25 protein-coding genes are annotated in these 26,891 nt (G+C 67.5%); 17 read left to right on the top strand and 8 right to left on the bottom strand.

The genetic code is table 11. The features are described 5' to 3' along the window. The first annotated feature begins 60 nt into the window (after nt 1-60). Nucleotides 61-1,410 carry a sensor histidine kinase gene (locus GKZ92_RS19480; protein ID WP_230461839.1) on the top strand — a complete coding sequence of 450 codons (1,350 nt, stop codon included), beginning with the start codon at nt 61-63 and terminating at the stop codon, nt 1,408-1,410. On the opposite strand, the gene GKZ92_RS19475 is transcribed toward GKZ92_RS19480, so the two are convergent. The 3 genes from GKZ92_RS19475 to GKZ92_RS19465 are packed head-to-tail and all read right to left on the bottom strand — an operon-like array spanning nt 1,371 to nt 3,547. Then, on the bottom strand, nt 1,371-2,060 hold the full coding sequence (locus GKZ92_RS19475; protein WP_035754655.1) for a response regulator transcription factor: 690 nt from the start codon (nt 2,058-2,060) through the stop codon (nt 1,371-1,373). The genes GKZ92_RS19480 and GKZ92_RS19475 overlap by 40 nt on opposite strands. Before the next feature lie 58 nt (nt 2,061-2,118). Further along, on the bottom strand, nt 2,119-2,598 hold the full coding sequence (locus GKZ92_RS19470; protein WP_006359798.1) for a DUF2231 domain-containing protein: 480 nt from the start codon (nt 2,596-2,598) through the stop codon (nt 2,119-2,121). A gap of 52 nt (nt 2,599-2,650) precedes the next feature. Beyond that, nucleotides 2,651-3,547, bottom strand: coding sequence for an MBL fold metallo-hydrolase (locus tag GKZ92_RS19465; RefSeq protein ID WP_035754517.1), 897 nt, complete (start codon nt 3,545-3,547; stop codon nt 2,651-2,653). Between the two features lie 92 nt (nt 3,548-3,639). On the opposite strand from GKZ92_RS19465, the gene GKZ92_RS19460 reads away from it, so the two are divergent. Continuing rightward, nucleotides 3,640-4,413: a DUF427 domain-containing protein gene (locus GKZ92_RS19460; protein WP_035754519.1), complete on the top strand. Its 774-nt coding sequence runs from the start codon at nt 3,640-3,642 to the stop codon at nt 4,411-4,413. Here the strand turns inward: GKZ92_RS19460 and GKZ92_RS19455 are convergent, their stop codons facing one another. Then, nucleotides 4,414-5,013 carry a mycothiol-dependent nitroreductase Rv2466c family protein gene (locus GKZ92_RS19455; RefSeq protein ID WP_006359801.1) on the bottom strand — a complete coding sequence of 200 codons (600 nt, stop codon included), beginning with the start codon at nt 5,011-5,013 and terminating at the stop codon, nt 4,414-4,416. Nucleotides 5,014-5,056: 43 nt separating this feature from the next. Next, a complete protein-coding gene (locus GKZ92_RS19450) occupies nt 5,057-6,295 on the bottom strand; it encodes a cytochrome P450 (protein ID WP_006359802.1) in 1,239 nt (412 codons plus the stop codon). Between the two features lie 116 nt (nt 6,296-6,411). Between GKZ92_RS19450 and GKZ92_RS19445 the strand changes: the two genes are divergently transcribed. Further along, nucleotides 6,412-6,798, top strand: a complete 387-nt coding sequence (locus tag GKZ92_RS19445) for a DUF2784 domain-containing protein (protein WP_006359803.1) — start codon at nt 6,412-6,414, stop codon at nt 6,796-6,798. Between the two features lie 55 nt (nt 6,799-6,853). Here the strand turns inward: GKZ92_RS19445 and GKZ92_RS19440 are convergent, their stop codons facing one another. Continuing rightward, nucleotides 6,854-8,095, bottom strand: a complete 1,242-nt coding sequence (locus GKZ92_RS19440) for an esterase/lipase family protein (protein ID WP_035754521.1) — start codon at nt 8,093-8,095, stop codon at nt 6,854-6,856. Nucleotides 8,096-8,502: 407 nt separating this feature from the next. On the opposite strand from GKZ92_RS19440, the gene clpB reads away from it, so the two are divergent. After that, nucleotides 8,503-11,055 (top strand): ATP-dependent chaperone ClpB, encoded by a 2,553-nt coding sequence (gene clpB / locus GKZ92_RS19435; protein WP_006359805.1) that lies wholly within the window; start codon nt 8,503-8,505, stop codon nt 11,053-11,055. 158 nt (nt 11,056-11,213) lie between these two features. Next, nucleotides 11,214-12,305 carry a GIY-YIG nuclease family protein gene (locus GKZ92_RS19430; protein WP_006359806.1) on the top strand — a complete coding sequence of 364 codons (1,092 nt, stop codon included), beginning with the start codon at nt 11,214-11,216 and terminating at the stop codon, nt 12,303-12,305. A 160-nt stretch (nt 12,306-12,465) separates the two neighbouring features. On the opposite strand, the gene sigK is transcribed toward GKZ92_RS19430, so the two are convergent. Beyond that, complete coding sequence (gene sigK / locus GKZ92_RS19425) at nt 12,466-13,026, bottom strand: ECF RNA polymerase sigma factor SigK (RefSeq protein ID WP_006359807.1); 561 nt, start codon at nt 13,024-13,026, stop codon at nt 12,466-12,468. 223 nt (nt 13,027-13,249) lie between these two features. On the opposite strand from sigK, the gene GKZ92_RS19420 reads away from it, so the two are divergent. The 10 genes from GKZ92_RS19420 (at nt 13,250) to GKZ92_RS19375 (ending at nt 24,184) form a co-directional block, all read left to right on the top strand. Continuing rightward, on the top strand, nt 13,250-13,843 hold the full coding sequence (locus GKZ92_RS19420; RefSeq protein ID WP_006359808.1) for a DNA-3-methyladenine glycosylase I: 594 nt from the start codon (nt 13,250-13,252) through the stop codon (nt 13,841-13,843). Nucleotides 13,844-13,873: 30 nt separating this feature from the next. After that, nucleotides 13,874-14,620, top strand: coding sequence for a maleate cis-trans isomerase family protein (locus GKZ92_RS19415; RefSeq protein WP_006359809.1), 747 nt, complete (start codon nt 13,874-13,876; stop codon nt 14,618-14,620). Beyond that, nucleotides 14,617-15,009, top strand: a complete 393-nt coding sequence (locus tag GKZ92_RS19410; protein ID WP_006359810.1) for a PPOX class F420-dependent oxidoreductase — start codon at nt 14,617-14,619, stop codon at nt 15,007-15,009. The genes GKZ92_RS19415 and GKZ92_RS19410 overlap by 4 nt, the downstream gene beginning before the upstream one ends. A gap of 250 nt (nt 15,010-15,259) precedes the next feature. Continuing rightward, nucleotides 15,260-15,358, top strand: coding sequence for a potassium-transporting ATPase subunit F (locus GKZ92_RS19405; RefSeq protein ID WP_081474355.1), 99 nt, complete (start codon nt 15,260-15,262; stop codon nt 15,356-15,358). Nucleotides 15,359-15,364: 6 nt separating this feature from the next. Continuing rightward, nucleotides 15,365-17,173: a potassium-transporting ATPase subunit KdpA gene (kdpA, locus tag GKZ92_RS19400; protein ID WP_006359811.1), complete on the top strand. Its 1,809-nt coding sequence runs from the start codon at nt 15,365-15,367 to the stop codon at nt 17,171-17,173. Continuing rightward, a complete protein-coding gene (kdpB, locus tag GKZ92_RS19395) occupies nt 17,170-19,311 on the top strand; it encodes a potassium-transporting ATPase subunit KdpB (RefSeq protein ID WP_006359812.1) in 2,142 nt (713 codons plus the stop codon). The genes kdpA and kdpB overlap by 4 nt, the downstream gene beginning before the upstream one ends. A gap of 5 nt (nt 19,312-19,316) precedes the next feature. Next, nucleotides 19,317-19,952: a potassium-transporting ATPase subunit C gene (locus GKZ92_RS19390; RefSeq protein ID WP_006359813.1), complete on the top strand. Its 636-nt coding sequence runs from the start codon at nt 19,317-19,319 to the stop codon at nt 19,950-19,952. A 19-nt stretch (nt 19,953-19,971) separates the two neighbouring features. Further along, complete coding sequence (locus GKZ92_RS19385; RefSeq protein WP_081474356.1) at nt 19,972-22,557, top strand: sensor histidine kinase; 2,586 nt, start codon at nt 19,972-19,974, stop codon at nt 22,555-22,557. Next, nucleotides 22,554-23,252, top strand: a complete 699-nt coding sequence (locus GKZ92_RS19380; RefSeq protein WP_035754527.1) for a response regulator — start codon at nt 22,554-22,556, stop codon at nt 23,250-23,252. Before GKZ92_RS19385 ends, GKZ92_RS19380 begins: the two co-directional genes overlap by 4 nt. Continuing rightward, a complete protein-coding gene (locus tag GKZ92_RS19375) occupies nt 23,249-24,184 on the top strand; it encodes an aminoglycoside phosphotransferase family protein (protein WP_155225530.1) in 936 nt (311 codons plus the stop codon). The genes GKZ92_RS19380 and GKZ92_RS19375 overlap by 4 nt, the downstream gene beginning before the upstream one ends. Nucleotides 24,185-24,187: 3 nt before the next feature. Here GKZ92_RS19375 and GKZ92_RS19370 read toward each other — a convergent pair whose 3' ends face one another. Continuing rightward, nucleotides 24,188-24,913, bottom strand: coding sequence for a maleate cis-trans isomerase family protein (locus tag GKZ92_RS19370; RefSeq protein ID WP_035754657.1), 726 nt, complete (start codon nt 24,911-24,913; stop codon nt 24,188-24,190). Between the two features lie 59 nt (nt 24,914-24,972). Here GKZ92_RS19370 and GKZ92_RS19365 point away from each other — a divergent pair, with 59 nt between their 5' ends. Together GKZ92_RS19365 and GKZ92_RS19360 are read left to right on the top strand one after the other, a co-directional pair. Further along, entirely contained in the window at nt 24,973-26,379 is a 1,407-nt protein-coding gene (locus GKZ92_RS19365; RefSeq protein ID WP_035754531.1) for an amidase, read from the top strand. After that, complete coding sequence (locus GKZ92_RS19360; protein ID WP_035754533.1) at nt 26,376-26,888, top strand: DUF3830 family protein; 513 nt, start codon at nt 26,376-26,378, stop codon at nt 26,886-26,888. The genes GKZ92_RS19365 and GKZ92_RS19360 overlap by 4 nt, the downstream gene beginning before the upstream one ends. Nucleotides 26,889-26,891: the final 3 nt, after the last annotated feature.

Below are 26,891 nucleotides of genomic sequence, written 5' to 3'. Positions count from 1 at the left end.
CAGCATGACCTGTTCGGGCTCAGATGGCGCAGTGTTCGACTGCGGCTGACGGTTGTCGGGGTGGCGACCCTCTTCGTGGCCTTGGCGGTCGCCGGCGGTCTGGTGTTGATCGTCGTCTACCGATCGCTGACGGACGCCGCCGATGAAGCGACGTCGACGCGGAGCCAGGAGATCGTCGATGCCCTCGCGCGGGGCGGTATCGGAGCGGTGCCACCGACGGAGCTGGAGCCGACCGACTCGATCGGCGTGGTGCAGGTCCTCGCCCGGGACGGGACCGTCCTCGCGGCCAGTCATGAACGGCAGCGGGTACGTCCGCTGGTGACCCCGGTCGACGCAGGAGTGCGGCGGACCGTGAACGACGCGACATTTCCGGGCGACGGCACCGAGTTCCGCGCCGTCGTCCGGGGTGTGACGACGCCGGACGGGACGGTGCTGAACGTCGTGGTCGGCGCCGGCGAAGGACACCTCCACGCGACGGTGTGGACGGTCTTCGGGGTGTTGTGCGTGGTGTTTCCGAGCATTCTCGTCGTGGCGGCCGTGACGACCTACCAGCTCGTCGGTCGCGCGTTGCGGCCGGTCGAGGCGATTCGCGCCGAGGTCGCGGAGATCTCGCGATCAGGCGTCGCGCGGCGCGTTCCGGTCGCCGACACCGACGACGAGATCGCCACCCTGGCGGTGACGATGAACGAGATGCTGGATGCGCTGGCCTTCGCTCGCGAACAACAGATCAGATTCGTCGGCGACTCCTCACATGAGCTGCGTAGTCCGCTGGTCACGATTCTGGGGTTGCTCGAACTCGCCGTCCGGACAGGTGAACCGATCGACTCCGGGACGGTGTCCACTCTTCTCCTGCCCGAGGCACACCGGTTGCGCGACCTCGTCGACGATCTTCTCCTGCTGGCGCGCGCCGACGAGTACGGACTCCGGCCGTCGCTCGACGAAGTGGATCTCGACGACATCGTCAACGACGAGGTCACCCGTCTCGATCTCACGACCGATCTCGACATCTCGGCGACCGTGCTGCCGGTCCGGGCGATCGGCGATCGTGATCAGCTCGGTCGCGTCGTACGGAATCTGTGCGACAACGCAGTTCGTCACGCCCGTTCCGCGGTTGCGGTGACGATGGCCGTCGAGCCGGATCGGGTGACGGTGAGGGTCGCCGATGACGGGCCCGGCATCCCCGCCGACGATCGTGCGCGTGTATTCGGCCGCTTCGTCCGGCTCGACGATTCACGAGATCGTCGCGGAGGTAGCGGACTCGGGCTCTCGATCGTGGACGAGATCGTTCGTGCGCATCACGGCACCGTCACCGTCTCCGACACCGACGGCGGGGGTTGCTCCATCGAGGTGTCGCTACCGCTCCGGGCGGATCAGGTCGACGGGTCACCGCCGTTGTCGGCGAGTCGGTAACCGGCGCCGCGTACCGTTTCGATGGAGCGGCAGCCGAAGGGCGTGTCGATGTGCCGTCGGAGATAGCCCACGTACACCTCCACGATGTTGTCGTCGCCGCGGTAGTGCTCGTCCCACACGGACTGCAGGATGTCGTCCTTGCTGACCACGTCGCCCTTGTGCCGCATCAGGTATTCGAGGACCGCGAACTCGCGGGCGGTCACGCGAATCGGTGTCTCCCCGCGTCGGACCTCCCGTCTCGCCGGGTCGAGGGAGAGCGAGCCGGCCTGCAGGACGGTGGGTCGTTCCGGGGCGCCGCGTCGTGCGAGCGCACGCAGTCGCGCGGACAGGACGACGAAGGAGAACGGTTTGACCATGTAGTCATCGGCGCCGAGGTCGAAGGCGTCGGCCTCGTCGTACTCGCCGTCCTTGGCGGTCAGCATGAGAACCGGCGTCCACACGCTGCGGTGCCGTAGCTCTCGGACGAGTTCGTAGCCGTTGCGCCCCGGCATCATGATGTCGCTGACGATGACGTCGTAGGTTCGGGCACAGGCGGATTCGACACCCTCCACTCCGTCGGCGGCCGTGTCGACGGCCCAGCCTTCGGCTTGCAGGGTCCGACGCAGGGTCTCGGCCGCCCGCGGATCGTCCTCGACGACCAGTACGCGCATGTGTTCCAGTATCTGCCCGGAGTCGGCGGGGTCGAGGAGATTCACACGTTCGTGCGTGTCAGGACCAGACCGACCTGGCACCGGATTCCCCGGTTCGGAACACGATGTACAGCGAACCGAGCGCCACCACGACCAGTGCGACCCCGAGAGCAACTGCCACTGCCCGCTGCGAGAGCTTGGACGACGCCGGGATTCTCGCGTGAACGGCGGTTGTCACCCGCTCGTTGTGCAGCGCCCACCAGACGACGGCGAGCGCGAACAGCGGCCCCACCCAATAGATCACCTGCTCGCCGAATCCGGCATGGCGTTCGATTGCCGCGCTGGGGCCGACCTGCTCCTCCAGTGATTCCCCGGCACTGGTGGTGAGCGGAAGGGCGATCAGCGCGACGAGAGCCACCAGGGGAGTGAGGATCCCCAGGCGGGCGCGAGCGGCGGGCCAGCACACCGCGGCGATCGCCATGAGCGCGCTGAGCGGCACCAGCACGACGACGATGTGTACGAGCAGGGGGTGGAGAGGCAATCCGTTGATGGTGTTCACGCAGTGACGGTAGGCCCGCGATGTTGAAGGGCAGCTGAATCTGTCGGGCAGGTCACCTCCGGTGGAATGACCCGTCGTCGCTGCGCGCGACCTGTCCGTGCCGGATGAGGCGCTCGAGATGGAGCCCGGCCGTACGGCGCTCGACCGCGTTGACGAACGGCATCTGCACATGCGGCCGGTACACGAGACGGTACTCGACGATCTCGTCGAGTGGCCGGGGCCGGTCGAGGAACGCCAGCAGGCGTTCCTCACGGCGGTGGATGACGCCCTCGTACGCAGTCAGGCGTTCCCGGAAGTCCTTGGCGCCCTCCACGACTCCCTTCTGATGGAAGGTTCCGTACCAGCGGGCGTCGACCTCGCGGACGCGCGCGAGGGAGGCCAGGTAGTCGTCGACGCTGCTGCCGACGTCGCCGTACATGGGTCCGAAGGACGTGAGGTCGATGTCGGCGATGTAGAAGAAGCCCGTCGGTTCCACGAGTACACCGCAGTGTCCGCGCGTGTGGCCGGGCAGGTGGACGACCGTCGCGGTGAGGTCGCCGAGGTCGAAGACATGACCGTCGCCTACACCCTCTGCCTCCGGGAAGCCGGGCGGGAGCGCGAAGGTGTCCCCGATCTGGGCGTCGACCGCGGCGCGTTCGTCCGGCGTGAGTCCGTAGCCGTCGAGGAGGACCTGAAGTGAGCGGACTCCGCCGACCTCGTCGTGGTGCGCGTACTTGGCGGTGTCGAAGTGGCGCAGTCCGGCGATGTGGTCCTCATGGGCGTGGCTGATCATGACCGCATCCGCGCCGACGGGGTCGTGATCGACGTCGAGGGAGGGATCGAGGACCAGCGTCGCCTCGCTGCCGTGCACGACGACGGTGTTGCCGCGAGGGAACGCTCCGCCGCCGGCCGGCGCCAGCACCGTGACTTCGTCGAAGCGGGTTTCGGTGAAGCTCGGCGCAGTGGTCACCTCGTCTGCCTACCCGCGCGCCGAGCGAACTGTCAACGGTGGTCGCCGCCCGGGCCCTGGCGAATCGACACGAGCCGGAGGACCATCGGTCCATGGCCACGTCACTGGATGAAGTCACGAAGTCTCAGGTGGATCTGCTGCGGTGGACGGACATGCGCCGTCGGGTCCGAGCATTCGTCGACGGCCAGGCGGTCGTCGATTCCGCCGCCCCGATCCAGGTGTGGGAGCCACACCGGGTGGTCGGGTGCTACGCGGTACCGTCCGCCGACATCGAGGGCCTGCTCGAACACCACCGACCGACGATGCCGCCCGCCGAGCACCCGCCGATCCTGACCCCGGCGCATCCGTTCGCGCTGCACACCGCGTCGGGCGCGACGTACGACATCGTTGCCGACGGGCGGATGCTCGCCGGGGCCGCCTTCCGGCTCGACGACCCCGATCTCGCCGACTATGTGCTACTTGACTGGGACGCGTTCGACGAATGGCGTGAGGAGGAACAGACCGTCATGGGGCACGCCCATGACCCGTACCAACGGATCGATTGCCTGCCCACCAGCAGACGCGTCGTCGTACGGATCGGGGACACGGTACTGGCCGAGAGCCGGAATCCCACGCTGCTGCTGGAGACGCACCTGCCGCCGCGGCATTACATCCCGCGGCAGGATGTCCGGATGGACGTTCTCCAGCGCTCCGACACCGTCACCGTGTGCGCCTACAAAGGTCAGGCGACGTACTGGTCGGCACTCGTCGGCGACGAGATCGTCCCCGACATCGCGTGGACCTACACCGATCCGCTGCACGACGCCGAGCCCGTGCGGGACCTCATCTGCTTCTACGACGAGCGGGTCGACCTGGAGATCCGCTGATCACGAGAACGTCGGCGGACCGGCCGGTCGCTTCAACTGGGCGAAGGTCGGGGTCCCCGCGAGGGTGACGAGCGAGGAGTAGAGCGCCTCGGCCTCGTCGCCGGTCGGGAGGTCGGCGAGCACGGGACCGAAGAAGAAGGTGCCGTCGATGCCGAGGATCGGGCTGCCGCCGTCCTCACCGAGAGCATCCTGACCGCGCTGGTGGGATTCACGCACCGCGGTGTCGAACGACTCGTCGTCCATGGCGTCGGCCAGTTCGGCGGGGAGTCCTGCCGCGGTCAGCACCTCGGCGACGACACCGGGTGTCATCTCGTCGCCGGCGTGGTGGATTCGCTTGCCGAGCGCTGTGTAGAGCGGGTCGATCGCGTCTGCGCCGGCTTTCGCGGTCGCAGCTGCGATAACGCGACCCAGACGGCGAGCCGTCTCGAGTCGGCGGTGCTGTTCGTCGGAGTCGGGTTCCTCGTTCTCGTTGAGGATCGCGAGGCTCATGAGATGCCAGTCGACGTCGGCACCGTGGGCGGCCGCGCGGTCACGGAGCCATCGTGACGCCGCCCAGGCGAACGGACACACCGGATCGAAGTAGAAGTCGAAGTGGGTCATGGACGTGCGTGTACCCAGTTCGGCCGGGTTCGATGCGTGCGGCTCAGCGCAGCGAGTAGCGGATCGGCAGGTGCTTGAGTCCGCCGACGAACACGGTCGCGGCCAACTCGGGCTCGCCGGCGAACTCGATCGAGTCCAGACGTGGGATCAGTTCGCTGAACAGGCTTCTCATCTCCATCCGGGCCAGCGCTGCGCCGAGACAGAAATGCACGCCGTAACCGAAGGCCAGGTGTCTGTTCGGGAAGCGCCCGACGTCGAAGGTGAACGGGTCGTCGAAGATCTCTTCGTCCCGGTTTGCCGAAGTGTAAGCGAGATAGACGGATTCGCCCTTGCTGATGGGTACGCCACGCACCGTGGTGTCCGCGGCGGCGGTGCGCATGAACTCCTTGACCGGAGTGGTCCAACGGATCATCTCCTCGACCGCGGTTCCGATGAGGTCGGGCTCGCGGCGGAGACGGTCGAGTTCGCCGGGGTTCTCGATGAGTGCGCGCAGACCTCCGGAGATCGCGTCCTTGGTGGTGTCGTGGCCGGCGCTGGCGACGATCACGTAATAGGAGGCGGTGTCGACGTCGGAGAGAGGCTCACCGTCGATGCGGCCGTTGGCGATTGCCGACGCCAGGTCGCCGGTGGGATTCGCGCGTCGGGAGGCGGTCAGCGTGCTGAAGTAGTTGAAGAAGTCGAGCAGGGTGGCCATCCGCTCCTCGAGCGTGGCGCCGCGCTGGTACTCCTTGTCGTCGGCGCCGAACATCTCCTGGGTGAGCTGGTGCATTCGAGGGAAGTCCTCTTCGGGCAGTCCCAGCAACGACAGGATCACGTACAGCGGGAAGTGGATGGCGATGTCCTCGACGAAGTCACACTCCGGACCGATCTCAACCATCTTGTCGACGTAACGCTTCGCCAGTGCGTCCACCTGTACTTGCAACTCGCGCAACGCGTTCGGCCGGAACCAATCCTGACCGATCGCGCGCACCTTCTTGTGGTGTGGGTCGTCCATGTGGATCAGGGTGCGCAACCCGGCGCCGGACTCGAGCTGCGACCTGGCGAAGTCATCGGCCACGGCGGTTACCAGCACCGGGCGCGGTTCGCTTAGCCACAGGTTGTTGTCGCGCTCGATGTCCATGATGTCGGCGTGCTTGGTGATCGCGTAGAAGGGCCGGTACGGAGCCTTGTCGACGTAGGCGACCGGGTTGTGCGCTCGAAGGTAGGTCATCGCCGCGTGCAGTCGCGGCTCGTCGGCGTAGGCCGTCGGATCGGCGAATACGTTGGCGGCCTCGTCGGTCATGCTCGCGCTCACCGTTGGCGTCCTTCCGTCGAACGGGTGCTTCTCGCTTCGAGTGTCCGATATCGGCGGGTTCCAGATCGGCAGATTGGTGAACCCGATCGATTTACGCTGGACATATGCCTTATCGGGTCCTGGCCGACGGCATCGCGGTCCTGCATCTGATGTTCCTGCTGTACGTCATGTTCGGCGGGTTCATCGCCTGGCGGTGGCCGCGCACCATCGCGCTGCACCTGGTCGCGGTCGGGTGGGGGATGGCGTCGGTGGTCGTCGGTCTGGAGTGCCCGCTCACCGACGCCGAGAACTGGGCGCGGCGTCGGGCCGGGGAGGCCGGATTGCCGCCGACAGGATTCATCGACAACTACCTGACCGGGGTGATCTACCCGGATTCGGCACTCGGGTTGGTTCGTGGGTTGGTCGCTGCACTGGTTGTCGTGTCGTGGGTGGGGTTGTGGTGGCGAGTGCGGACCGGCTCGCGCCGTCGCAGAATCTCGACTTCGGGGTAGGGGCGCCACCTGCAACCGGCGCTAGTGGGGCGAGGTCGCGATCGTGCGGGGCGGGTCAGTCGGTGCCCGGCGGTAGCGCACGCCGAGGCCTCAACAGGGGCAGCATCCACTCGTAGACGGCGTCATCGTTGAGCAAGGTGAAGTGATGGGCGCCGCCGACGTGGAGTCCATCATCGATCTCGAATCCGAGGTGTCGCCTCCGATCTCGACCGCCGCCGCTGTTCGTCATCACCAATCCGTCGCCGACGATGCGGCCGAAGGGGTGGTCGGGTCGCCGGGTCACGGTCGCTGTCACGTAAAGGTGTCGCGCCCCCTGCATGAGCGGCGGATAGTCGACGGCCGGCTGCCTAAAGGCGTCGGGATCGGTGTCGCGCCAATGATCTTCGGCGATCGCCCCGTGGAAGAGATCGCGAACGCCGGCACTGCGACGACCGAGGAGAGTGCCGAACGGGCGGCTGGTCGGCCGCAGGCGCAGGGCAGCAGTCGCCCAGTGAACCCCTCGTGCCAACGGTGCGCCGAGGTGCGGCGTCCCGAGGCATACGGTCTGTCGAACCAGCTTGGGCCAGTACGGGTCGACGGCCTGATGGCACGCACTGCGGATCACCAGGCCGCCCATCGAGTGGCCGATGAGGGTCAGGTCGGTCACCGGTACCGGCCACGACAACACGAGATCGTCGAGTAGCTGGGCGAGACGGCGGCCGTTGTCACTGATGTGTAGTCCCGAGTTGTACCGGATCATGACCTCGGTGCTGCCGAGGTCATCGGCGAGGCGCGCGCCGTAAGTGGGCTTGCCTCCGCGCTCCCACGCGAACTCGGTCTCCATGAGCCCGTGCAGAAACACCGTGAGGTGTCCGGTGGCCCGGGGGAAGGCCGTGGCCAGGTCGCCCGGGGTGATCGGAACGACGGCGCCGTCGACCCGGACGGCGATCTCCGGAGCCAGCGGTGACCGCTCGGCGGTCAGTTGATCACCGATCAACCCGTCGAGGATGCCGATGGCCGTGGCGCCCCGCTTGGTCTCGGACGGAACGCCGGAGTTGTGAACCGTCAGCGACTCGGCGAGGTCGCCGGCCACGTCGACGGTCGATGTGATCGCCGAGTAGACGGACGTGCTGATCGCGTCATGTATCACCTGGGCCGGACGGACCCTCGTTCCCCACGCCACGCGCAGACCGGCGAACACGGTGTCGGCGACGGATGAGTGGACGGCCGCGATGCCCGAGACCGCTTTGTTCAGCTCGTCGCGGCCCAGTGCCGCCAGTGCCGGCAGTTCGCGGGCGGGGGCGGAATCCACAGACATGATTTCAGTGTACGTGTGTCCACTGAAAGCTGGGTCCGGAACGCCGCGGTTTCGGTCACCCGGGACGGTTGAACGGACTGCTGCTCATCCATCCGGCGACGACGGCAAGGCGGGTGAGGCGCGTGCGAGTTCTCCGGGCTCATCCGACTCGATCGTTCTGGCGGTCAGTCCGGGGCGCGACCCACGAATGCGATGGCCTGACATCCCCCGCGGCGCAAAAGCGCGACCTCGACGACACCCGCGCTACTTCCGGCTAGCGCTTCGGGCGGGAAGCGGCGACTCTGGTAGGAGTGGCGCAGATCACAAAATAGAAAGCCATGAGCGGAATGGACTCAACTTTGTTGGCGTTGCATCCTCCGTATGGCTCATACTTGAGCCTGTTGGACTAAAGAGAAAGGTGCACGCGAGTGGACAGCTTCACCCCCACCACGAAGACACAGCAGGCATTGAGCGCTGCTGTGCAGGCGGCGGCCAGTGCTGGCAACCCCGACGTGCGACCGGCCCACATCCTGGTGGCGTTGCTCGATCAGTCCGACGGCATCGCGTCGCCGCTGCTCAAGGCAGTGGGCGTTGACCCGTCGAACATTCGTGCGCAGGCCCAGATGCTGGTCGACCGCATGCCGACGGTGGCCCAGGCCAGTGCCACCCCCCAGCTCTCCCGCGAATCGATCGCGGCGGTCAGCGCAGCTCAGCAACTGGCCGGTGAGCTCGGCGACGAGTACGTCTCGACCGAGCACATCGTCGTCGGTCTGGCGACCGGTGACTCCGATGTCGCCAAGTTGCTGCACAACGCCGGAGCAACCCCGCAGGCCCTGCGCGATGCGTTCGTCGCAGTCCGCGGGAGCAGGCGTGTCACGAGCGAGGACCCGGAGTCGACGTACCAGGCACTCGAGAAGTACTCGACCGACCTGACGGCAGCCGCCCGCGAGGGCAAACTCGACCCGGTCATCGGACGTGACACCGAGATCCGTCGCGTCGTGCAGGTGCTGAGCCGACGGACCAAGAACAACCCGGTCCTCATCGGTGAGCCCGGTGTCGGCAAGACCGCGATCGTCGAGGGCCTCGCCCAGCGTGTCGTCGCCGGTGACGTGCCCGAATCGCTGCGGAACAAGACCGTCATCTCGCTCGACATGGGTTCGATGGTCGCCGGCGCGAAGTATCGCGGTGAGTTCGAGGAGCGGCTGAAGGCCGTGCTCGACGAGATCAAGAACTCCGACGGCCAGATCATCACCTTCATCGATGAGCTGCACACCATCGTCGGAGCCGGTGCGACAGGCGATTCCGCGATGGATGCCGGCAACATGATCAAGCCGATGCTCGCCCGCGGTGAGCTGCGGCTGGTCGGTGCCACGACCCTCGAGGAATACCGCAAGTACATCGAGAAGGACGCCGCGCTCGAGCGTCGCTTCCAGCAGGTGTACGTCGGCGAACCGTCGGTCGAGGACGCCATCGGCATCCTGCGCGGCCTCAAGGACCGGTACGAGTTGCACCACGGTGTGCGCATCACCGACTCCGCATTGGTCGCCGCCGCAACGCTTTCCGATCGTTACATCACCTCGCGCTTCCTGCCCGACAAGGCCATCGACCTCGTCGACGAGGCGGCGTCGCGGCTGCGCATGGAGATCGACTCGCGCCCCGTCGAGATCGACGAGGTCGAGCGCATCGTCCGCCGGCTCGAGGTCGAAGAGGTTGCGCTGCAGAAGGAAACCGACGCGGCGTCGAAGGAACGGCTCGAGAAGTTGCGCGCCGAACTGGCCGATCAGAAGGAGAAGCTCAACGAGCTGTCCGCACGGTGGCAGTCGGAGAAGACGGCCATCGACGCGGTCCGCGACCTCAAGGAAGAGCTGGATCGTCTCCGAGGAGAAGCCGAACGCGCCGAGCGCGACGGTGACCTCGGACGCGCCGCCGAGCTCCGGTACGGCCGAATCCCGGGTCTCGAGAAGGAACTCGAGGCCGCGCTGGAGAAGACCGGTACCGATCCCGGTCAGGACGTGATGTTGCAGGAGGAGGTCGGACCCGACGACGTGGCGCAGGTCGTGTCGGCGTGGACCGGAATCCCGGCCGGACGCATGCTCGAAGGTGAGACCGCCAAGCTGCTGCGCATGGAGGACGAGCTGGGTAGGCGCGTCATCGGGCAGAAGGCTGCGGTCGAGGCCGTCTCCGACGCGGTGCGTCGTGCCCGAGCCGGTGTCGCCGACCCGAACCGGCCGCTGGGTTCGTTCATGTTCCTCGGCCCGACCGGCGTCGGCAAGACCGAGCTGGCCAAGGCGCTCGCCGAGTTCTTGTTCGACGACGAGCGGGCGATGGTCCGTATCGACATGAGCGAGTATGGCGAGAAGCACAGCGTCGCAAGGCTCGTCGGTGCTCCACCCGGCTACGTCGGGTACGAGGCCGGTGGCCAGCTGACCGAAGCGGTGCGGCGTCGGCCGTACACGGTGGTCCTGTTCGACGAGATCGAGAAGGCCCACCCGGACGTGTTCGACGTGCTGCTGCAGGTGCTCGACGAAGGTCGACTCACCGACGGCCAGGGACGGACGGTGGACTTCCGCAACACCATCCTGATCCTGACCTCGAACCTCGGCGCCGGTGGCGACAAGGACCAGGTCATGATGGCGGTGCGCTCGGCGTTCAAGCCCGAGTTCATCAACCGCCTCGACGATGTGGTCATCTTCGACGCCCTGAGCCCCGAAGAGCTGGTGTCGATCGTCGACATCCAGCTCGGACAGCTCAAGAAGCGGCTGGCCCAGCGTCGCCTCGACCTCGAGGTCTCGCCCAAGGCCAAGGAATGGCTGGGCGCACGTGGATTCGATCCGCAGTACGGTGCCCGTCCGCTCCGCCGCCTGGTGCAGCAGTCCATCGGCGACCAGCTCGCCAAGCAGCTGCTCTCCGGCGACATCCGAGACGGCGACGTCGTTCCGGTGAACGTCAGTGCAGACGGCGAGTCACTGGTTCTCGGCTGATCACGAGTGACACGACCAGGGGCCCATCCTTCGGGGTGGGCCCCTTCGTCGTCTGCGGCGGGTGGCGCGGACCGGTCTGGTAGTGGCGACGCGTCGGTGGGGGCGAGTCGACCGCTCGCAACCCCGCGCGTCCTGGCATCATCGCGGACATGAGCAGGATGGACGCCGTCGAGTTGCCGGCCACCGCGCTCGTCGAATTCCTCGAGTCGGCGGCATTCGCGGAGATGCTCGACCCCGAGGACGAGCGTTCCGCGTCACGGGATGCGCGGTCGCGGAGGGCCGAGGTCGTCGACGTCGTGAATGCGATCGACACCAACGCGGGCCGACGGTTCGTCGACCGTGAGCGTGCCGGCGAGGTGATCATCGGCGGTCTGCGCGGAGGCGGTCTCGGGGTGCGGCCGTCTGTAGTCGACGCGGTCCTCGATCTCCTGCGGCCGGTCGGGGTCGCGGCGCCGGGCGCCCCGAACCCCGTGCCCCTCGAAGTCCAGTCCGTACTCGGCGTCTACATCTACGCATTGGTCGATCCGCGTGATGCATCCGTGTTCTACGTGGGTGCGGGTCGCGGCAACCGGGTCCACCAGCACGCCCGCGCGGCGCTGGCCGGTGTCACGCCGGATGCCGGGGAGGTGGTGGGGGACGCCGAGTCGCCGGCGGTCTGGACTGCGACCGAGGAGCGCATCCGGGACATCGATGCCGACGGATTCGGCGTGGAGCACTGGATTCTCCGCCACGGCGACGACGTCGTCGATTCCGCTGAGATGTTGGCGGCGTATGTCCAGCAGTTCACGGTCGAGTTCGCCGGCCTGGCACGACTCCCGCTGACGAACAGTGCGTCGAGCGGCGCGATCCAACTGGACGAGATGGTGCTGCAGCACGCGGCGCCGCTCGCACCTCCGCTGCCCGAGCCGTGCGTGCTGGTGAAGGTCGACGATTCCGCCCGACCAGACGCCGGTGCCGAGCAGATCTATGAGTGGGCGCGCAGTGGATGGCGGGCCGGACCACATCGCACGGTGCCCGATCTCCCGGTCCTGGTGTTCGCCGACGACATCGTCCGCGCGGTGCACCGCGTCGATTACTGGGAGGCGTATCGGGATGCCGACGGCAACCTCGACCCGAAACGGTGGGTCTACACCGGCTCGCCGGATGCCGAGCTGGAGGCGCGGTACGTCGGTACGAGTCTGCGCGAGGTGCGCGAGCGTCGCGGCGGGAAGTGGAACCACAACGGATGGCACCCGTACGGACAGGTGTGACCGGTCCCGGTGACCGGCTCCTCGACGAGAAACGCCCCTGAGGACAACCCTCCAGAGGTTCGCGGACGACACTGTGTCGCCGGCGGTCCCGTGGAGGGGGTGTTTCAGGGGCGTTTCTCAGGGGTGCTTTACAAGGGGGGGCGAGCGAGGCGGCGGAACCCTAGCCGGTGGCAGCCAAGCCCGGCACGGTCTGACGCAGCCGGATGAGACCGTCGCGAATACGTGACTTGACCGTGGGAAGCGCGACCCCGAGGTGCTCGGCGACCTCGCGGTAGGTGAGTCCGTGGAAGTAGGCCAGTTCGATGGCCTGGCGCTGGATGGGGGTGAGGCTCTCGAGGCCGGTGTGGATCAGGCGAGCGATCTCTCGTCGCTCCACCGACTCACTGACCTCGTCGATCTCTCGGCTCGTGTCGGCGATGCCGTAGGCGACGGTGCGTCGGGTCGCGGCGGACTCCGACCGAACGCGGTCGACGGCCCGGCGGTGAGCCAGGGTCAGAATCCAGGAGAGTGCCGAACCGGAGCGGGGGTCGTAGGTCTCGGCGTTGCGCCAGACGGCCAGGAAGGTCTCCTGCGTCGCTTCCTCGCTGTAACCGGGATCGCGCAACACGCGGAGTGTCATGCCGTACACCCGGTCACAGGTTGCGTCGTAGAACTGGGCGAAAGCGTCCATGTCCCCGGTCGCCACGCGGGCAAGGAGGTTGTTCAGGTCGGATTCATGCATCACGAAACTCCTTGGCGCAGATGTGTTGTCTCGCTTCCGAAGCGGGATTCGGCGTCGGTGCCGGAGTGCTCTCGGTGCGATGTGACCAACGCTATGCGGGCAGCGGCGAGAAGTGACCATCGAGAGACACAACGGGATGCTTTCGCAATCTTTGGTAACGGAACGATAACGGCGGCCATCTGTCGTAGCCGTGCCGTAGCCTCCTCGCCACGAAGGGAGACGTATGTCCGCAGACACGATAGAGGGACCAGACGGTCGGCTGCGTTGCTTCTGGGCGGGCCGCGAGCCGGAAACCGCCTATCACGACACCGAATGGGGATTCCCGACCACCGACGATACGTCGTTGTTCGAGCGGGTGTGCCTCGAAGGCTTCCAGTCGGGCCTCAGCTGGCGCACGATCCTGATGAAACGGGAGAACTTCCGCGCGGCCTTCGCCGGCTTCGACGTGGAGAAGGTCGCGCGCTACACCGACGCCGACGTCACGCGCCTGCTGGACGACGCGGGCATCATCCGGCATCGCGGAAAGATCGAAGCGGCGGTCAACAACGCGCAGCGGGCCGTCGAGCTCATCGACGAGTTCGGCTCGCTCGAGTCGTACTTCTGGGGATATGCGCCCGCCGATGATCACGTGCCGAACTCGATGACGACGTCACCCGAGTCGGTCGCGATGTCGAAAGACCTCAAGAAGCGCGGATGGCGTTTCGTGGGGCCGACCACGATGTTCGCCCTCATGCAGGCGACCGGGATCGTCAACGACCACGCCTACGAATGCGTCATTCGGGACGAGGTGGCCGCGGCACTTCGGCAGCGATTGTAGACAATCACACAATGTGCCATCATCCGGAGCATGAACGCCCAGATCGGCATCGGGATGGTGTGCCCGTTCGACATGGCTCTCGACCGGGAGTTGTGGCGCTGGATGCCGGACTCGGTCTCGCTGTACTTCACGCGGACCGGTTACATCGATGCTCCCGTCGACGTCGAACTGTGCCGCGATCTGAACAATCACGCGGAGATCTCGGCAGCGGTCAGGGCAGTCTCGTCGGTCGGGCCGCGAACGTTCGGTTACGCGTGTGCATCGGGCAGCTTCGTCTACGGGATGGCGGGCGCGGTGGAGATCTCCAACTGCATGCTCGCCGCGGGCGCGGAGCGCGCGGTCACGACGTCAGAGGCCTTGATCCGGGCGCTGGACATGCTGAACGTGGGGACGCTCGCCGTCGCCACGCCGTACACAGCCGCGCTCACCGGACTCCTCTGCGACTTCCTCGCGGAGTCCGGCAGGAGCGTCGTGGCCCAGGCCGGTCTCGGTCGCGATCGCGAGATCTGGACCATCCCGTACCGCGTGACCGCGGATCTCATCCGCGCCGCGAATCATCCCGATGCCGACGCCGTCTTCGTCTCCTGTACCAACCTGTGGACCTACGACATCCTGGCCGACCTGGAGGCGGAGCTCGGCAAGCCGGTTCTCTCCGCCAACCAGGTGACCGCGTGGGCGACGCTGTGCGACGCCGGCGTGTTCGGCGGCGAGATCACCCCGGTGGGCTGGCCGACAACCCATGCGCAATCGCTGTTCGCCCGTAGCATTGCCGCATGACCTCTGACGCCGCGACGTTCGGCGAGGCGGGTACCGCCAAGTACGTGAACCTGACGACCTATCGCAAGGACGGCACTCCGGTCGCGACACCGGTGTGGGCGGTACTCGACGGAGCCCGATTGCTCGTGTGGACCGAAACCGAAGCATGGAAGGTCAAGCGGATCAGGCGGAATCCGAAGGTCCTGGTCCAGGCCACGGATGCGCGGGGCAAGAAGCTGTCCGGCGAGCCGGTCGCCGGCACCGCGGTTGTGCTCGACGCCGAGGGCACCGCACACGTTCGCAAGAAGCTCGGCGAGAAGTACGGGCTGCTCGCGCGGGTACTGATCTTCGCCAGCAAGGTGCGTCGTGGAGAAAGCGGCACCATCGGGATCGCGATCACGGCGACATAGCGGGACCCCCGGTCAGTACGACCGGTGACAAGGGGTCGTCAAGAACTGCCGGCGGCCCGTAAGAACGGCGTTAAGAACTCTCCGGTGCCCCGCGGGGCGCGTGATCCTTCGGTGTGCCCACCGCACGGTGGGCCATCGGTGCGATCAGAGAGTGAGTCATCGTGGCGGATGTGCTGTTCCTGCTGCTTGCCATCGCAGGGTTCGGTCTGTGCGTACTTGCCGTTCGCGGCCTCGATCTGCGGATCAAGTCGTGACCGCGGCCGGGGTGACCAACGTCGTACTCCTCGTGCTCGCGGCGGCGGCGATGGTGTACCTTCTCCTGGCTCTCGTGTTCCCGGAGAGGTTCTGAGAAACGATGGGCACAGTTGCTGCCGGCCTCCTGCAGTTCGGAGCGCTCATCGTGATCCTGGTCGCCGTCTACGTGCCGCTGGGCGACCACATGGCGCGTGTGTACACCGGGCAACGAGACCTCGGCGTCGAGCGCATCCTCTATCGACTGGCCCGTGTCGATCCGCGTAGGCAACAGTCCTGGTTGGGGTATGCCCTTGCCGTACTGGGGTTCTCGGCGGTCTGCTTCGCGGTCCTCTACGCGGTCCAGAGGCTCCAGGGAATCCTCCCGTTCTCCGACGGCAAGGCCGGCGTCTCGCCGGCAACGGCGTTCAACACCGCGATCTCCTTCGTCACCAACACCAACTGGCAGTCGTACTCACCTGAGCTCGTGATGACCAACCTGACCCAGATGGCAGGACTGGCGGTGCAGAACTTCGTCTCCGCGGCGGTCGGGATGGCCGTCGCCATCGCGCTCGTCCGCGGGATCGTCAACCGTGGGGCCACCGGCGAGATCGGGAACTTCTGGGTTGATCTCGTGCGCGGCGTGGTCCGGATTCTGTTGCCGCTGAGCATCATCGTGGCGACGCTGCTGCTGAGTCAGGGGGTCGTGCAGTCCTGGCACAGCGGATTCACGTGGACGACGCTCGACGGTGCGGAGGTGCACAGTGTGGTCGGTCCGTTCGCTTCGCAGGAGGCGATCAAGGAACTCGGCACCAACGGCGGCGGGACGTTGTCGGCGAACTCGGCGCACCCGTTCTCCAATCCCACACCGTTCTCGAATCTGGTCGAGATCTTCGCGCTGCTGGTGATCCCGGTCTGCCTCACCCGGACCTACGGGACCCTCGTCCGAGACCGGCGCCAGGGACTGACTCTTCTCGCCGTGATGGCGGGGATCTGGGCGATCATGCTTACCGTCGTATGGATCTTCGAGAGTCATGCGTCCGGGTCGGCAGCTCGGGCGGCGGGCGCCATGATGGAAGGCAAAGAGGTGCGCTTCGGGATTCCGGGTTCGGCGCTGTTCGCGGTGTCGACGACCGGGACCTCTACCGGTGCAGTCAATGCCGCGCACGACAGCTTCTCCGCGGCCGGCGGGGGTGCGGTCCTGTGGAACATGCTTCTCGGCGAGGTCGCGCCCGGTGGGGTCGGTTCGGGACTGTACGGAATCCTGATGATGGCGGTGATCACCGTCTTCGTCGGCGGGCTACTGGTCGGCAGGTCGCCGACGTTCCTCGGCAAGCGGATCGGACAGCCGGAGATGACCATGGCGGCGCTCTATGTCCTCGTCATGCCGGCACTCGTGCTGGCCGGCACGGCGATCTCGGTGATCCTGGCGTCGACCACGGAGGCGCAGGGGAACGGAGGCGAGCCGGGAACACCCGGTGCGATCCACGGTTTCGGTGAGGTGCTCTACGCCTACGCGTCGGCGGCCAACAACAACGGCAGTGCCTTCGGTGGGCTCGCGGTGACCGGTGACTGGTTCCAGTCCTCTCTGGGCATGGCGATGCTGCTGGGTCGGTTCGTGCCGATCGTGCTCGTGCTCGCACTCGCGGGCCTTCTCGCCCGGCAGCGTCCGCGCGGCACGGCCGACGAGGGCGCAGCCGAGAGCACCGGCATCATCGGTGCCCGCCCGACCGGACCGGTGGGACCCGGTCACGGGCGCGCCGTCCTGGAGGCCGCGTCGGCCCGTCCGGTGGCACGACCGGAGGTTCTCTCCGCCCTGCCCACCCACGGTCTTCTCTACGGAACGCTGCTCATGGCGACCATCGTGCTGGTCGCCGGACTCACCTTCTTCCCGGCCATGGCGCTGGGACCCATCGCGGAGGCGCTGCTGTGACCACACCCCTGATCGACACCGCCCCGGACGCCTCCCACGCCGAACCTGCCGCGGGCGACGAGCCGGAACTGTTGTCCCGCGGCGCTTTCGACGTCCGCTCGCTCGTGACGTCGATGCCGATGGCCCTGCGAAAGCTGAACCCTCGCGATCAGGCCCGCAACCCGGTGATGTTCGTGGTGTTCCTCGGCGCTGTCGTCACCACCGCCCTGGCGGTCCTTCGTCCGTCCTGGTTCGCCTGGACCGTGGCGGCCTGGTTGTGGTTCACCGTCGTGTTCGCCGCTCTCGCCGAGGCGGTCGCCGAGGGGAGAGGGCGGGCGCAGGCCGAGAGTCTGCGAAAGATCAAGCGTGACACCGTGGCCCGTCGACTACGAGCTGACGGTGGCTTCGACGAGGTCCTCGGTGGTGCGCTGCGGGTCGGCGACCTCATCGTCGTGGAGGCGGGCGAGGTCATCGCCGGCGACGGAGATGTGGTCGACGGCATCGCGACCGTCGACGAGTCGGCGATCACCGGCGAATCGGCTCCCGTCGTGCGGGAATCCGGGGGAGACCGGTCCGCGGTCACCGGCGGCACCGTCGTCCTCTCCGACCGGATCGTCGTCAAGATCACGACGGCACCGGGTGAGACCTTCGTCGACCGCATGATCGCGCTGGTCGAAGGCGCGGACCGCAAGAAGACGCCCAACGAGATCGCGCTCGACATCCTGTTGACGAGCCTGACGATCATCTTCCTGCTGGCGGTGGTGGCGATCGGGCCCATGCAGGAGTACGCCGGCCGGTCGCCGGATCCCGTCGAGTTGATCGCACTGCTGGTGTGCCTCATCCCGACCACCATCGGCGCCCTGCTCAGCTCGATCGGAATCGCGGGGATGGATCGGCTCGTCCAGCGCAACGTACTTGCGATGTCCGGCCGGGCGGTGGAGGCCGCCGGCGACATCGACACCTTGCTGATGGACAAGACCGGGACAATCACCTACGGCAACCGCCGGGCCACCGCCCTGCACCCGGCGCCGGGCGTGTCCGTCGACGAACTGGCGCGGGTGGCCTCGGAGTGCAGTCTCGCCGACGACACTCCCGAGGGACGGAGCATCGTCGAACTGTGCCGGACCTCGTACGGGGTGGAACCGGTCGCGGAGGCCCCGACCGTCGGCTCGACGCGCCGCGAGGTGGTCGCCTTCACCGCCCAGACCCGCATGAGCGGCGTCGACCTGCACGGGGCCGACCTGCACGACGCCGACGCGGTGGTCGTGTACCGCAAGGGAGCTGCCGACGCACTCGGACGGTGGGTCGCCGAGTCGGCGGGAACCGTGGAACCGGCGGTCCTCGCGGACGTGGAGCGCATTTCCACCGACGGCGGTACACCGCTCCTGGTCGGCGTGCACGAGGCGGGCCGGCCCGCCCGCGTGCTCGGAGTGATCGCGTTGTCCGACGTCGTGAAGCCGGGGATGACCGCGCGATTCGCCCAGTTGCGCTCGATGGGTATCCGCACGGTCATGGTCACCGGCGACAACCCGCTCACCGCCCGTGCCATCGCGGCCGAGGCCGGGGTCGACGACTTCGTCGCCGAGGCCACCCCCGAGGAGAAGCTCGCACTCATCCGTTCCGAGCAGCAGGCCGGGCGCCTCGTCGCGATGACCGGGGATGGAACCAACGACGCACCCGCGCTCGCGCAGGCCGACGTCGGGCTGGCGATGAACACGGGGACCTCGGCGGCCAAGGAGGCCGGCAACATGGTCGACCTCGACTCCGACCCGACCAAGCTCATCGAGGTGGTCGCGATCGGCAAGCAGCTGCTCATCACCCGCGGGGCTCTCACCACCTTCTCGCTCGCCAACGACCTCGCGAAGTACTTCGCGATCCTCCCGGCGATGTTCGCCGCGGTCCATCCGCAGCTCGAGGCCCTCAACGTCATGGGTCTGCATTCGGCGGAGTCGGCCATGGTCTCCGCGGTGATCTTCAATGCGCTGATCATCGTCGCGCTCATCCCGCTCTCGTTGCGGGGAGTGCGTTACCGCCCGTCGTCGGCATCGAAGCTGTTGGGCCGCAACCTGATCGTGTACGGGCTCGGCGGGGTGGTCGCACCCTTCGTCGGCATCTGGCTGATCGATCTCGTCGTCCGTTTCGTTCCGGGAATGGGGTGAGCACGATGACCACGATCGCGACCGGTCTCCTCCGGCAGTGCGGCGCCGCACTGGGGATGCTCCTCGGACTGACACTCATCCTCGGGTTCGCCTATCCCGCCGCGGTGTGGGCGATCTCGCGGGTGGACTCGTCGAGTGCGGAGGGCTCACGTCTGGTCGACGCCTCCGGGTGTGCGGTGGGCTCCTCGCTCATCGGAGTCGATCCGCAGGTCGAGGCCGGCGGACCGGACCCGTACCTCCACGCGCGTGTCCTCGGTGCCGAGGGCGCGCCGATGGCCACCGGCGATCCGTCCGCATCGTCGGCGAGCAATCAGGGGCCGAACAGCGTCATCCTCCTCGACAACGTCGAGGCCCGGCGTGCGCTGATCGCCGAGCGGGAAGGAGTGTCACCGCAGGCGGTTCCGGCCGATGCCGTCACCGGATCGGGGTCGGGACTCGACCCCCACATCAGTCCGGCATATGCCGCACTTCAGGTGCCGCGACTGGCACGCGAGAACCGTCGCCCGCCGGAGGAGATACGGTCGCTGATCGCCGCCCACACCCAGGGCAGACAGTGGGGGTTCCTCGGTGAGCCGCGGGTCGACGTCCTCGAGGTGAACCTGGCGCTCGGTCACGGGCCGGCCACGTGTCACACCCGTTGACCGGCGATAGAATCGGCGGATGACCTCAGCGGCGGGACCGGCGACGACGCGGGTCACGAGGCCTCAGGCGGCGTCGCGCCGACGCTCGGAAGGTCGCGGCACGTTGCAGGTGTTCCTCGGATGCGCACCCGGCGTCGGGAAGACCTACGAGATGCTGGCGCAGGCCCGGAACCTCAGGGACGAGGGTGCAGACGTGGTGGTCGCGGTCGTCGAATCGCATGGGCGGCCCGCGACCGCGGCCCTCGTCGAGGGTCTGGAGGTGATCCCCAGGATCGCCCTCCCGTATCGGGGGGCGACATTCGACGAGATGGACCTCGACGCCGTCCTGGCGCGCCATCCTCAGGTGGTGCTGGTCGACGAACTCGCCCACACCAACACTCCGGGATCGCGAAATGCCAAGCGGTGGCAGGATATCGAGGAACTCCGTGACGCCGGTATCGACGTCTGCTCGACCGTGAACATCCAGCACCTCGCCAGCCTGAACGACGTCGTCGCCCAGATCACCGGTGTCGTGCAGAGGGAGACGGTGCCCGACGACGTCGTTCGCGGCGCCGATCAGATCGAACTCGTCGACATCGACCCGCAGGCGCTACGGCAGCGACTGTCCGCGGGCAAGGTCTACCCGTACAGTCGGGTCGACGGGGCTCTGGGCAACTACTTCCGGCAGGGCAACCTCACCGCGCTGCGCGAGTTGGCCCTGTTGTGGCTGGCCGACCAGGTCGACGACAAACTCGCCGATTATCGTGCGGCACACTCGATCACCGACACCTGGGAAGCACGCGAACGAGTCGTGGTGGCGATCACCGGCGGGCCGGAGTCGCCCACCCTGTTGCGTCGGGCCAGTCGTATCGCGTCGCGATCGAGCGCGGAACTGCTGGCCGTACACGTGGTCCGCGGGGACGGGCTCAGTGATCGCGGCGTCGATCTCACCGCACTCCGAGAGCTCGCCGCCGGTTTCGGCGCACGGATCCACACGGTGGTCGGTGACGACATCCCGGCCACGCTGCTCGTGTTCGCGCGCGGGGTCAATGCCACCCAATTGGTTCTGGGTACGTCCCGTCGACCGCGTTGGCAACGGATCTTCGACGAAGGTGTCGGGGCGACGGTCGTGAGCGGTAGCGGGCGCATCGACGTGCACATGGTCACGCACGAGGAGACGCCCCGCCGACACCGGCTCGACATCCGTGACACCAGGTTCCATCGACCGCTGAGCTGGGTCCTCGCGGTGGTCGTACCGCTGGTGGCGACCGGTGTGCTGCGGTTGCTCGATCCCTGGCTCGGGTTCACCAGTCAGTCGGCGCTGTTCTTCGTGTCGGTGCTCGCGGTGTCGATGCTCGGAGGCATCGCGCCCGCGGCGTTGTCGGCGGTGGTCTCCGGCCTTCTGCTGAACTACTTCTTCACCGATCCCCGGTTCACCTTCACCATCGATCAACCGGACAACCTGATCACCATCCTGGTGATGCTGCTCATCGCGATCGCCGTGGCCGCCCTGGTCGATTCGGCGACGGTACGGCGTGCTCAGGCGCAGGAGGCCACCCGCGAGGCGGAACTGCTGGCGATGTTCTCCAGCGTCGTGCTCGGCGGCGCCGATGTCCCGGGCCTGCTCGAACGGTTACGTGAGACCTACGACCAGACGGCCGTCGCACTGGTCCGACGCACGTCGAAGACCACTCGGACGGTGGAGGCCTGGGTCGGCGACTGCCCGCTGAACGGTCCGGATGACGCGGACACGACGTGTTCGGTACCGGGTGGGCAGTTCGAGTTGCTGCTCCGCGGGCCGAGACTCGGCGCGCGGGACCGGCGGGTGCTGGCCGCCGTGGCCGGGCAGGCAGCAGGTGCCGTCGAGCGGCACGCCCTGGAGGTCGAGGCGGCCTCTGCCGAGGCGCTGGCCCGAACCGATGAACTCCGGCGCGCGTTGCTGTCCGCGGTCGGCCACGATCTCCGCACACCGCTCGCGGCGGCGAAGGCCGCGGTGTCCAGTCTTCGTAGCGACGACGTCACCTTCAGCCCCGACGACACCGCGGAACTGCTGGCAACGGTCGACGAGTCGGTCGACCATCTGGCGGGTCTCGTCGGCAACCTGCTCGACTCCTCTCGGCTCGCCGCAGGGGCGGTGCGACCCCAGATGCAGCACACGTTCCTGCCCGAGGTCGTGCACCGCGCCGCCGCCGAGGTGCAACGGCTCAACCCGGACCTCGTTCTGACCATCGAGCTCGGCCAGGCGTGGGCGTACACCGACCCCGGTCTACTGGAACGCGCGCTCGCGAATCTCGTCGACAACGCCCACCGGCACGGCGGATCCGAGGTCGAGATCACCGTCAGCGGAACCGGTGATGACCCGCCGCGCTGCGTGATTCGCGTCGTCGACCACGGGCCCGGATTGCCCACGACCGACCGTGAACAGGTGTTCGCGGCCTTCCATCAGGGCGGCGACACTGCGGGGGCGTCGTCCGGGGTGGGGCTCGGCTTGTCCGTGGCCCACGGGTTCATCTCGGCGATGGGAGGAGAACTGTCCGCCGGGGACACTCCCGGTGGCGGAGCCACCCTGGTCGTGGACCTGCCCACAGTGGCTGACCTTCCGCGATCGGAGGAGGGGAGCCGATGAACGCCGACAAGAGTCGCGTCCTCGTGGTCGACGACGAGCCCCAGTTGCTGCGCGCGCTGCGGATCAATCTGAACGCGCGCGGTTTCGCGGTGTCCACGGCGGCAACCGGCGCGGCAGCCCTGTCGGCTGTTGCGCGGTTCAACCCGCACGTCGTCGTCCTGGACCTCGGACTTCCCGACATCGACGGGTTGACGGTCCTCGAGGGTCTGCGCGGATGGACGTCCGTCCCGGTCATCGTGCTCTCGGCGCGGACCGACGCGGCGGACAAGGTGGTGGCGCTGGACTCCGGTGCCGACGACTACGTCACCAAACCCTTTGGGATGGAGGAGTTCCTGGCCCGGTTGCGGGCAGCCCTGCGGCGGGGCGCCGCGTCGGGGGTGACTGCGGAGTCGCCGGTGGTGGACGCCGGCGCGTTCGTCGTCGACCTCGCGGCGAAACAGGTGACCCGCGAGCAGGAGCCGGTCCATCTCACTCCGACGGAGTGGGGAATCCTGGAGATGCTGGTCCGCCACGAAGGGAAGCTGGTGTCCCAGAGCGACATCCTGAACTCGGTCTGGGGTCCCGGCTATCTCGGGCAGAGCAACTATCTTCGCGTCTACCTCGCGAGTCTCCGACGGAAACTCGAGGAAGATCCGGCACACCCGCGCCACCTGATCACGGAGGCGGGGATGGGCTACCGATTCGTGCGTGCATGATCGGCCCAGCCGACATCCCTGCGGGTCTGGCGGAGCAGTCCACGCTGGGGCCCGCCTGGCAGGGCTGGCTTCGCCGGCTGCCCGCAACCGCGTCGGGGCTTCTCGACGCCTGGGAGCTCCGCCGCGACGGGGAGGAACTGTGGCACGGCTTCGAGTCGCTGGTGATCCCGGTGATCGACCGGAACGGACAGCGTGCGGTCTTGAAGGTCGCCTTCGACGGCGACGACGAGGGCGCCCAGGAAGCACTCGGACTGCAGCACTGGGCCGGACGCGGTGCGGTGCGGATGCTGCGTGCCGACCCGCGGCTGCGCGCGCTGCTCCTCGAACGACTGGGGCGGACGGACCTCACGACGGTCGAGGACGACGAGGCCTGCCGCGTGGTCGCGGAACTGTATGGCGTCCTGCACATACCGGCGCCCGGACGGATGACGCCTCTGACCACGCATCTGGAGCACTGGCTGGCGGGGCTGGCCCGTATGTCCCGCGACGCTCCGGTGCCGAGACGGTTTGTCGAACAGGCACTTTCACTCGGCCGGAACTTTCTCTCCGATGAGTCGACGGTGGGTGTCGTCGTTCACGGCGACCTGCACCACGAGAACGTACTGTTGGCGCCGTCCGCCGGCCGACGTTGGCTCGCGATCGACCCGAGCCCGATGTCGGGCGACCCGCACTACGAGCCCGCGCCGATGCTGTGGAATCTCCTCGACCGCCGAAGGGGTGACCCGCGGTACGTGATCCGCTCCCGTTTCCACAGCATCGTCGACGCCGCCGGACTCGACCCGGACCGGGCGCGCGACTGGGTGATCGTGCGGATGATCCTCAACGCGCACTGGGCGACCGAGGATGCGGAGAACGCCTCGCGTGCCCTTACCGTAAGTGATCGCGAGTGGATCACCACCTGTATCACGGTGGCCAAGGCGGTCATCGACTGACCGTCAGCGAGTGAAGAGGGTTCCCAATTCCGGTATGAACGAGTTGATCCCGGCGAGACGCAACCCCTGCCACGCGGTGACCTGATTGGCGGTCAGGACCGGCTTCGCGAACTTCTCCTCGAGTCCGGTGATCCACATCGCGGTGTGCAGGGCGGTGTCGGGGATGAGGAGCGCCTCTGCGTCGGGGTGGTCCGCGGCCGCGATCATGTCGAAAAGGCCGTCTCCGTCCAGGATTCCGGCTTCGGAGGCGGTCCCGATGTCGTTGGCGCGCAGCGAGACCACCTCGATGCCGCCGTCGCCGAGGAAACCGATGAACCGTGAGGCCAGGGGATCGGGGTAGGTTGCGGCGATCGCGACCCGGGACAGTCCGAGGTGGTGACACGCCTCGACGAAGGCCAGCGAGGTCGACGACGCGGGAAGGCCGGCGAGGGCCGCGACGTCGGCCACCTGACGTCGGGCGCCGTCGAGGCCGTAGACGAAACTCCCGGAGGTGCAGGCCCACATCACCGACGCCGGTTGATCGGCCTGGGCTCGTCGCAGCCCCTCGGCGAGGCGGTGCTGTTCGCCGACCGCGGCCATGGCGTCGACGGTGTGGTCATCGGACTCGATCTCGGTGATGGTCACCGGCAGGCGGACGTCGGTGCCTGCGGCCACGAGCACGGACGCGATGAGCTCGTAGTCGTCTTCGGCAGCGTGACCGGGATAGAGCATCGCGACGGTGGTTGTCACCCGCACACCTCCAAGGTAGATTGTCAACAATCTACCAACTGCGACAGACTAGAGGGCGCATGTCGGAAACAGCACGGTGGCTCAGCGCCATCGAACTGGCCGACGCCTACCGGACCGGTGAGCTGACGCCGGAGGCGGTGGCCGTCGAACTGCTCGACGCCGTCGACCAGGTCGACCCTTCCGTCAACGCATTCTGCCTCGTGGATCGGGACGCGACCCTCGCCGCCGCCCGGGAGGCCGGCGAACGTTTCAGGGCGGGCACTCCGCTGGGGCCGCTCGACGGGGTGCCGGTCAGCATCAAGGACCTGCTGCTCACCGGCGGCTGGCCCACCCTGCGCGGGTCGCTGATGATCGAGTCGGATCAGATGGCGTGGGACACCGACGCCCCCGCGGTCGCGCGACTCCGCGAGGCCGGCGCGGTGATGCTGGGCAAGGTCACCACACCGGAATTCGGGTGGAAGGGCGTCACCGACAGCCCGCGTACCGGCATCACCCGCAACCCGTGGAACGCACTGCGGACGTCCGGAGGATCGAGTGGTGGTTCTGCCGCGGCCCTGGCGGCCGGACTCGGTCCGCTGTCGGTGGGAACCGACGGCGGGGGATCGATCCGGATACCGGCCGCCTACTGCGGGGTGGTCGGATTCAAGGCCACTCTCGGCCGGGTCCCGATGTATCCGCCGAGTCCGTTCGCGCCGGTCGCGCACGTCGGGCCGATGACCAGGACGGTCGGCGACTGCGCGCTGCTCCTCGACGTCCTCAGTGGGCACGATCCGCGGGACTGGTCGGCGCTGGCGACGCCCACCGAGAGCGCCGCCGCCGCCATCGCCGACGTCCGGGACCTCTCCGATCTGCGTATCGGGTACAGTTCCGACCTCGGCTTCGGCTCGAATGATCCTGGGATACAGTCCAATACGGACCGCGTGGTATCGGTGCTCGAACAGCTCGGGGCGACGGTGGAGAAGGTGGACCTCGGCTGGGAAGACCCGGCGTGGGCGTATCACATCATCTGGTTCGCCGGAGCCGACGTGGTGGTGCGAGGGCTCGGCCCGGGCGCGCAGGAGAAGGTCGACCCGCTGCTCCTCGAGGCGCTCGAACGACACCGAGACTTCACCGCGGACGACGTCGTCAGCGCGAACGCGCTGCGCATGGAGATGGGAACCACGATGGGTCTCTTCCACGAGGAGTTCGACCTGCTCGTCACCCCCTCGATGCCCACCGTGGCCTTCGAGGCGGGACGCACCGTTCCCGAAGGATCGGCATCGCCGGACTGGACGTCCTGGACGCCGTACAGCTATCCGTTCAATCTCACCGGGCAGCCCGCGATCACGGTACCCAGCGGATTCGTCGACGGTCTGCCGACCGGCGCTCAGTTCGTCGCTGCGCGACACCGGGATACGACCGTGCTGCGGGTCGCGGCGGCGTACGAGGCGGCCGCCGGCTTCACGATGTTGGGAGACCGTCCGTGACCGGCCGTGCCGAACGATTCATCACCGTGACACTCGAGAAGCGGGGGGTGACGGCGGTGGCGCGGATGCTCGACGCCGAGGCGCCGCGGACGGCGGCAGCGGTCTGGGATGCGCTGCCGCTGGGTGGCCAGGTGTTCCACGGCAAGTTCGCGCGCAACGAGATCTACACGCTGCTACCGGCATTCGCGCCGGTGGAGCCGGGTCCCGAGAACACTACCATCACGCCGATTCCCGGCGACCTGTGCTACTTCACCTTCGACGGTGTTTTGGACAACCCCGCATATGGGTACGATCCCACATCCGCACCGGCCGAACACCGGCTGCTCATCGACCTCGCAGTCTTCTACGGAAGAAACAACCTGCTGGTCAACGGCGATGTCGGCTGGGTACCGGGGAACGTGTTCGCCACCATCACGGAGGGCCTGGAAGACTTTGCGGCGGCTTGCAACGACATCTGGATGGGCGGCGCGCGGGGGGAAACGCTCACCTATGCGAGCTTCGAGCGGTAAGAA

The sequence above is a fragment of the Gordonia sp. 135 genome, assembly GCF_009720185.1.
Taxonomy (GTDB): Bacteria; Actinomycetota; Actinomycetes; order Mycobacteriales; family Mycobacteriaceae; genus Gordonia; species Gordonia alkanivorans.
This window is presented reverse-complemented; position numbering and strand designations above follow the sequence as displayed.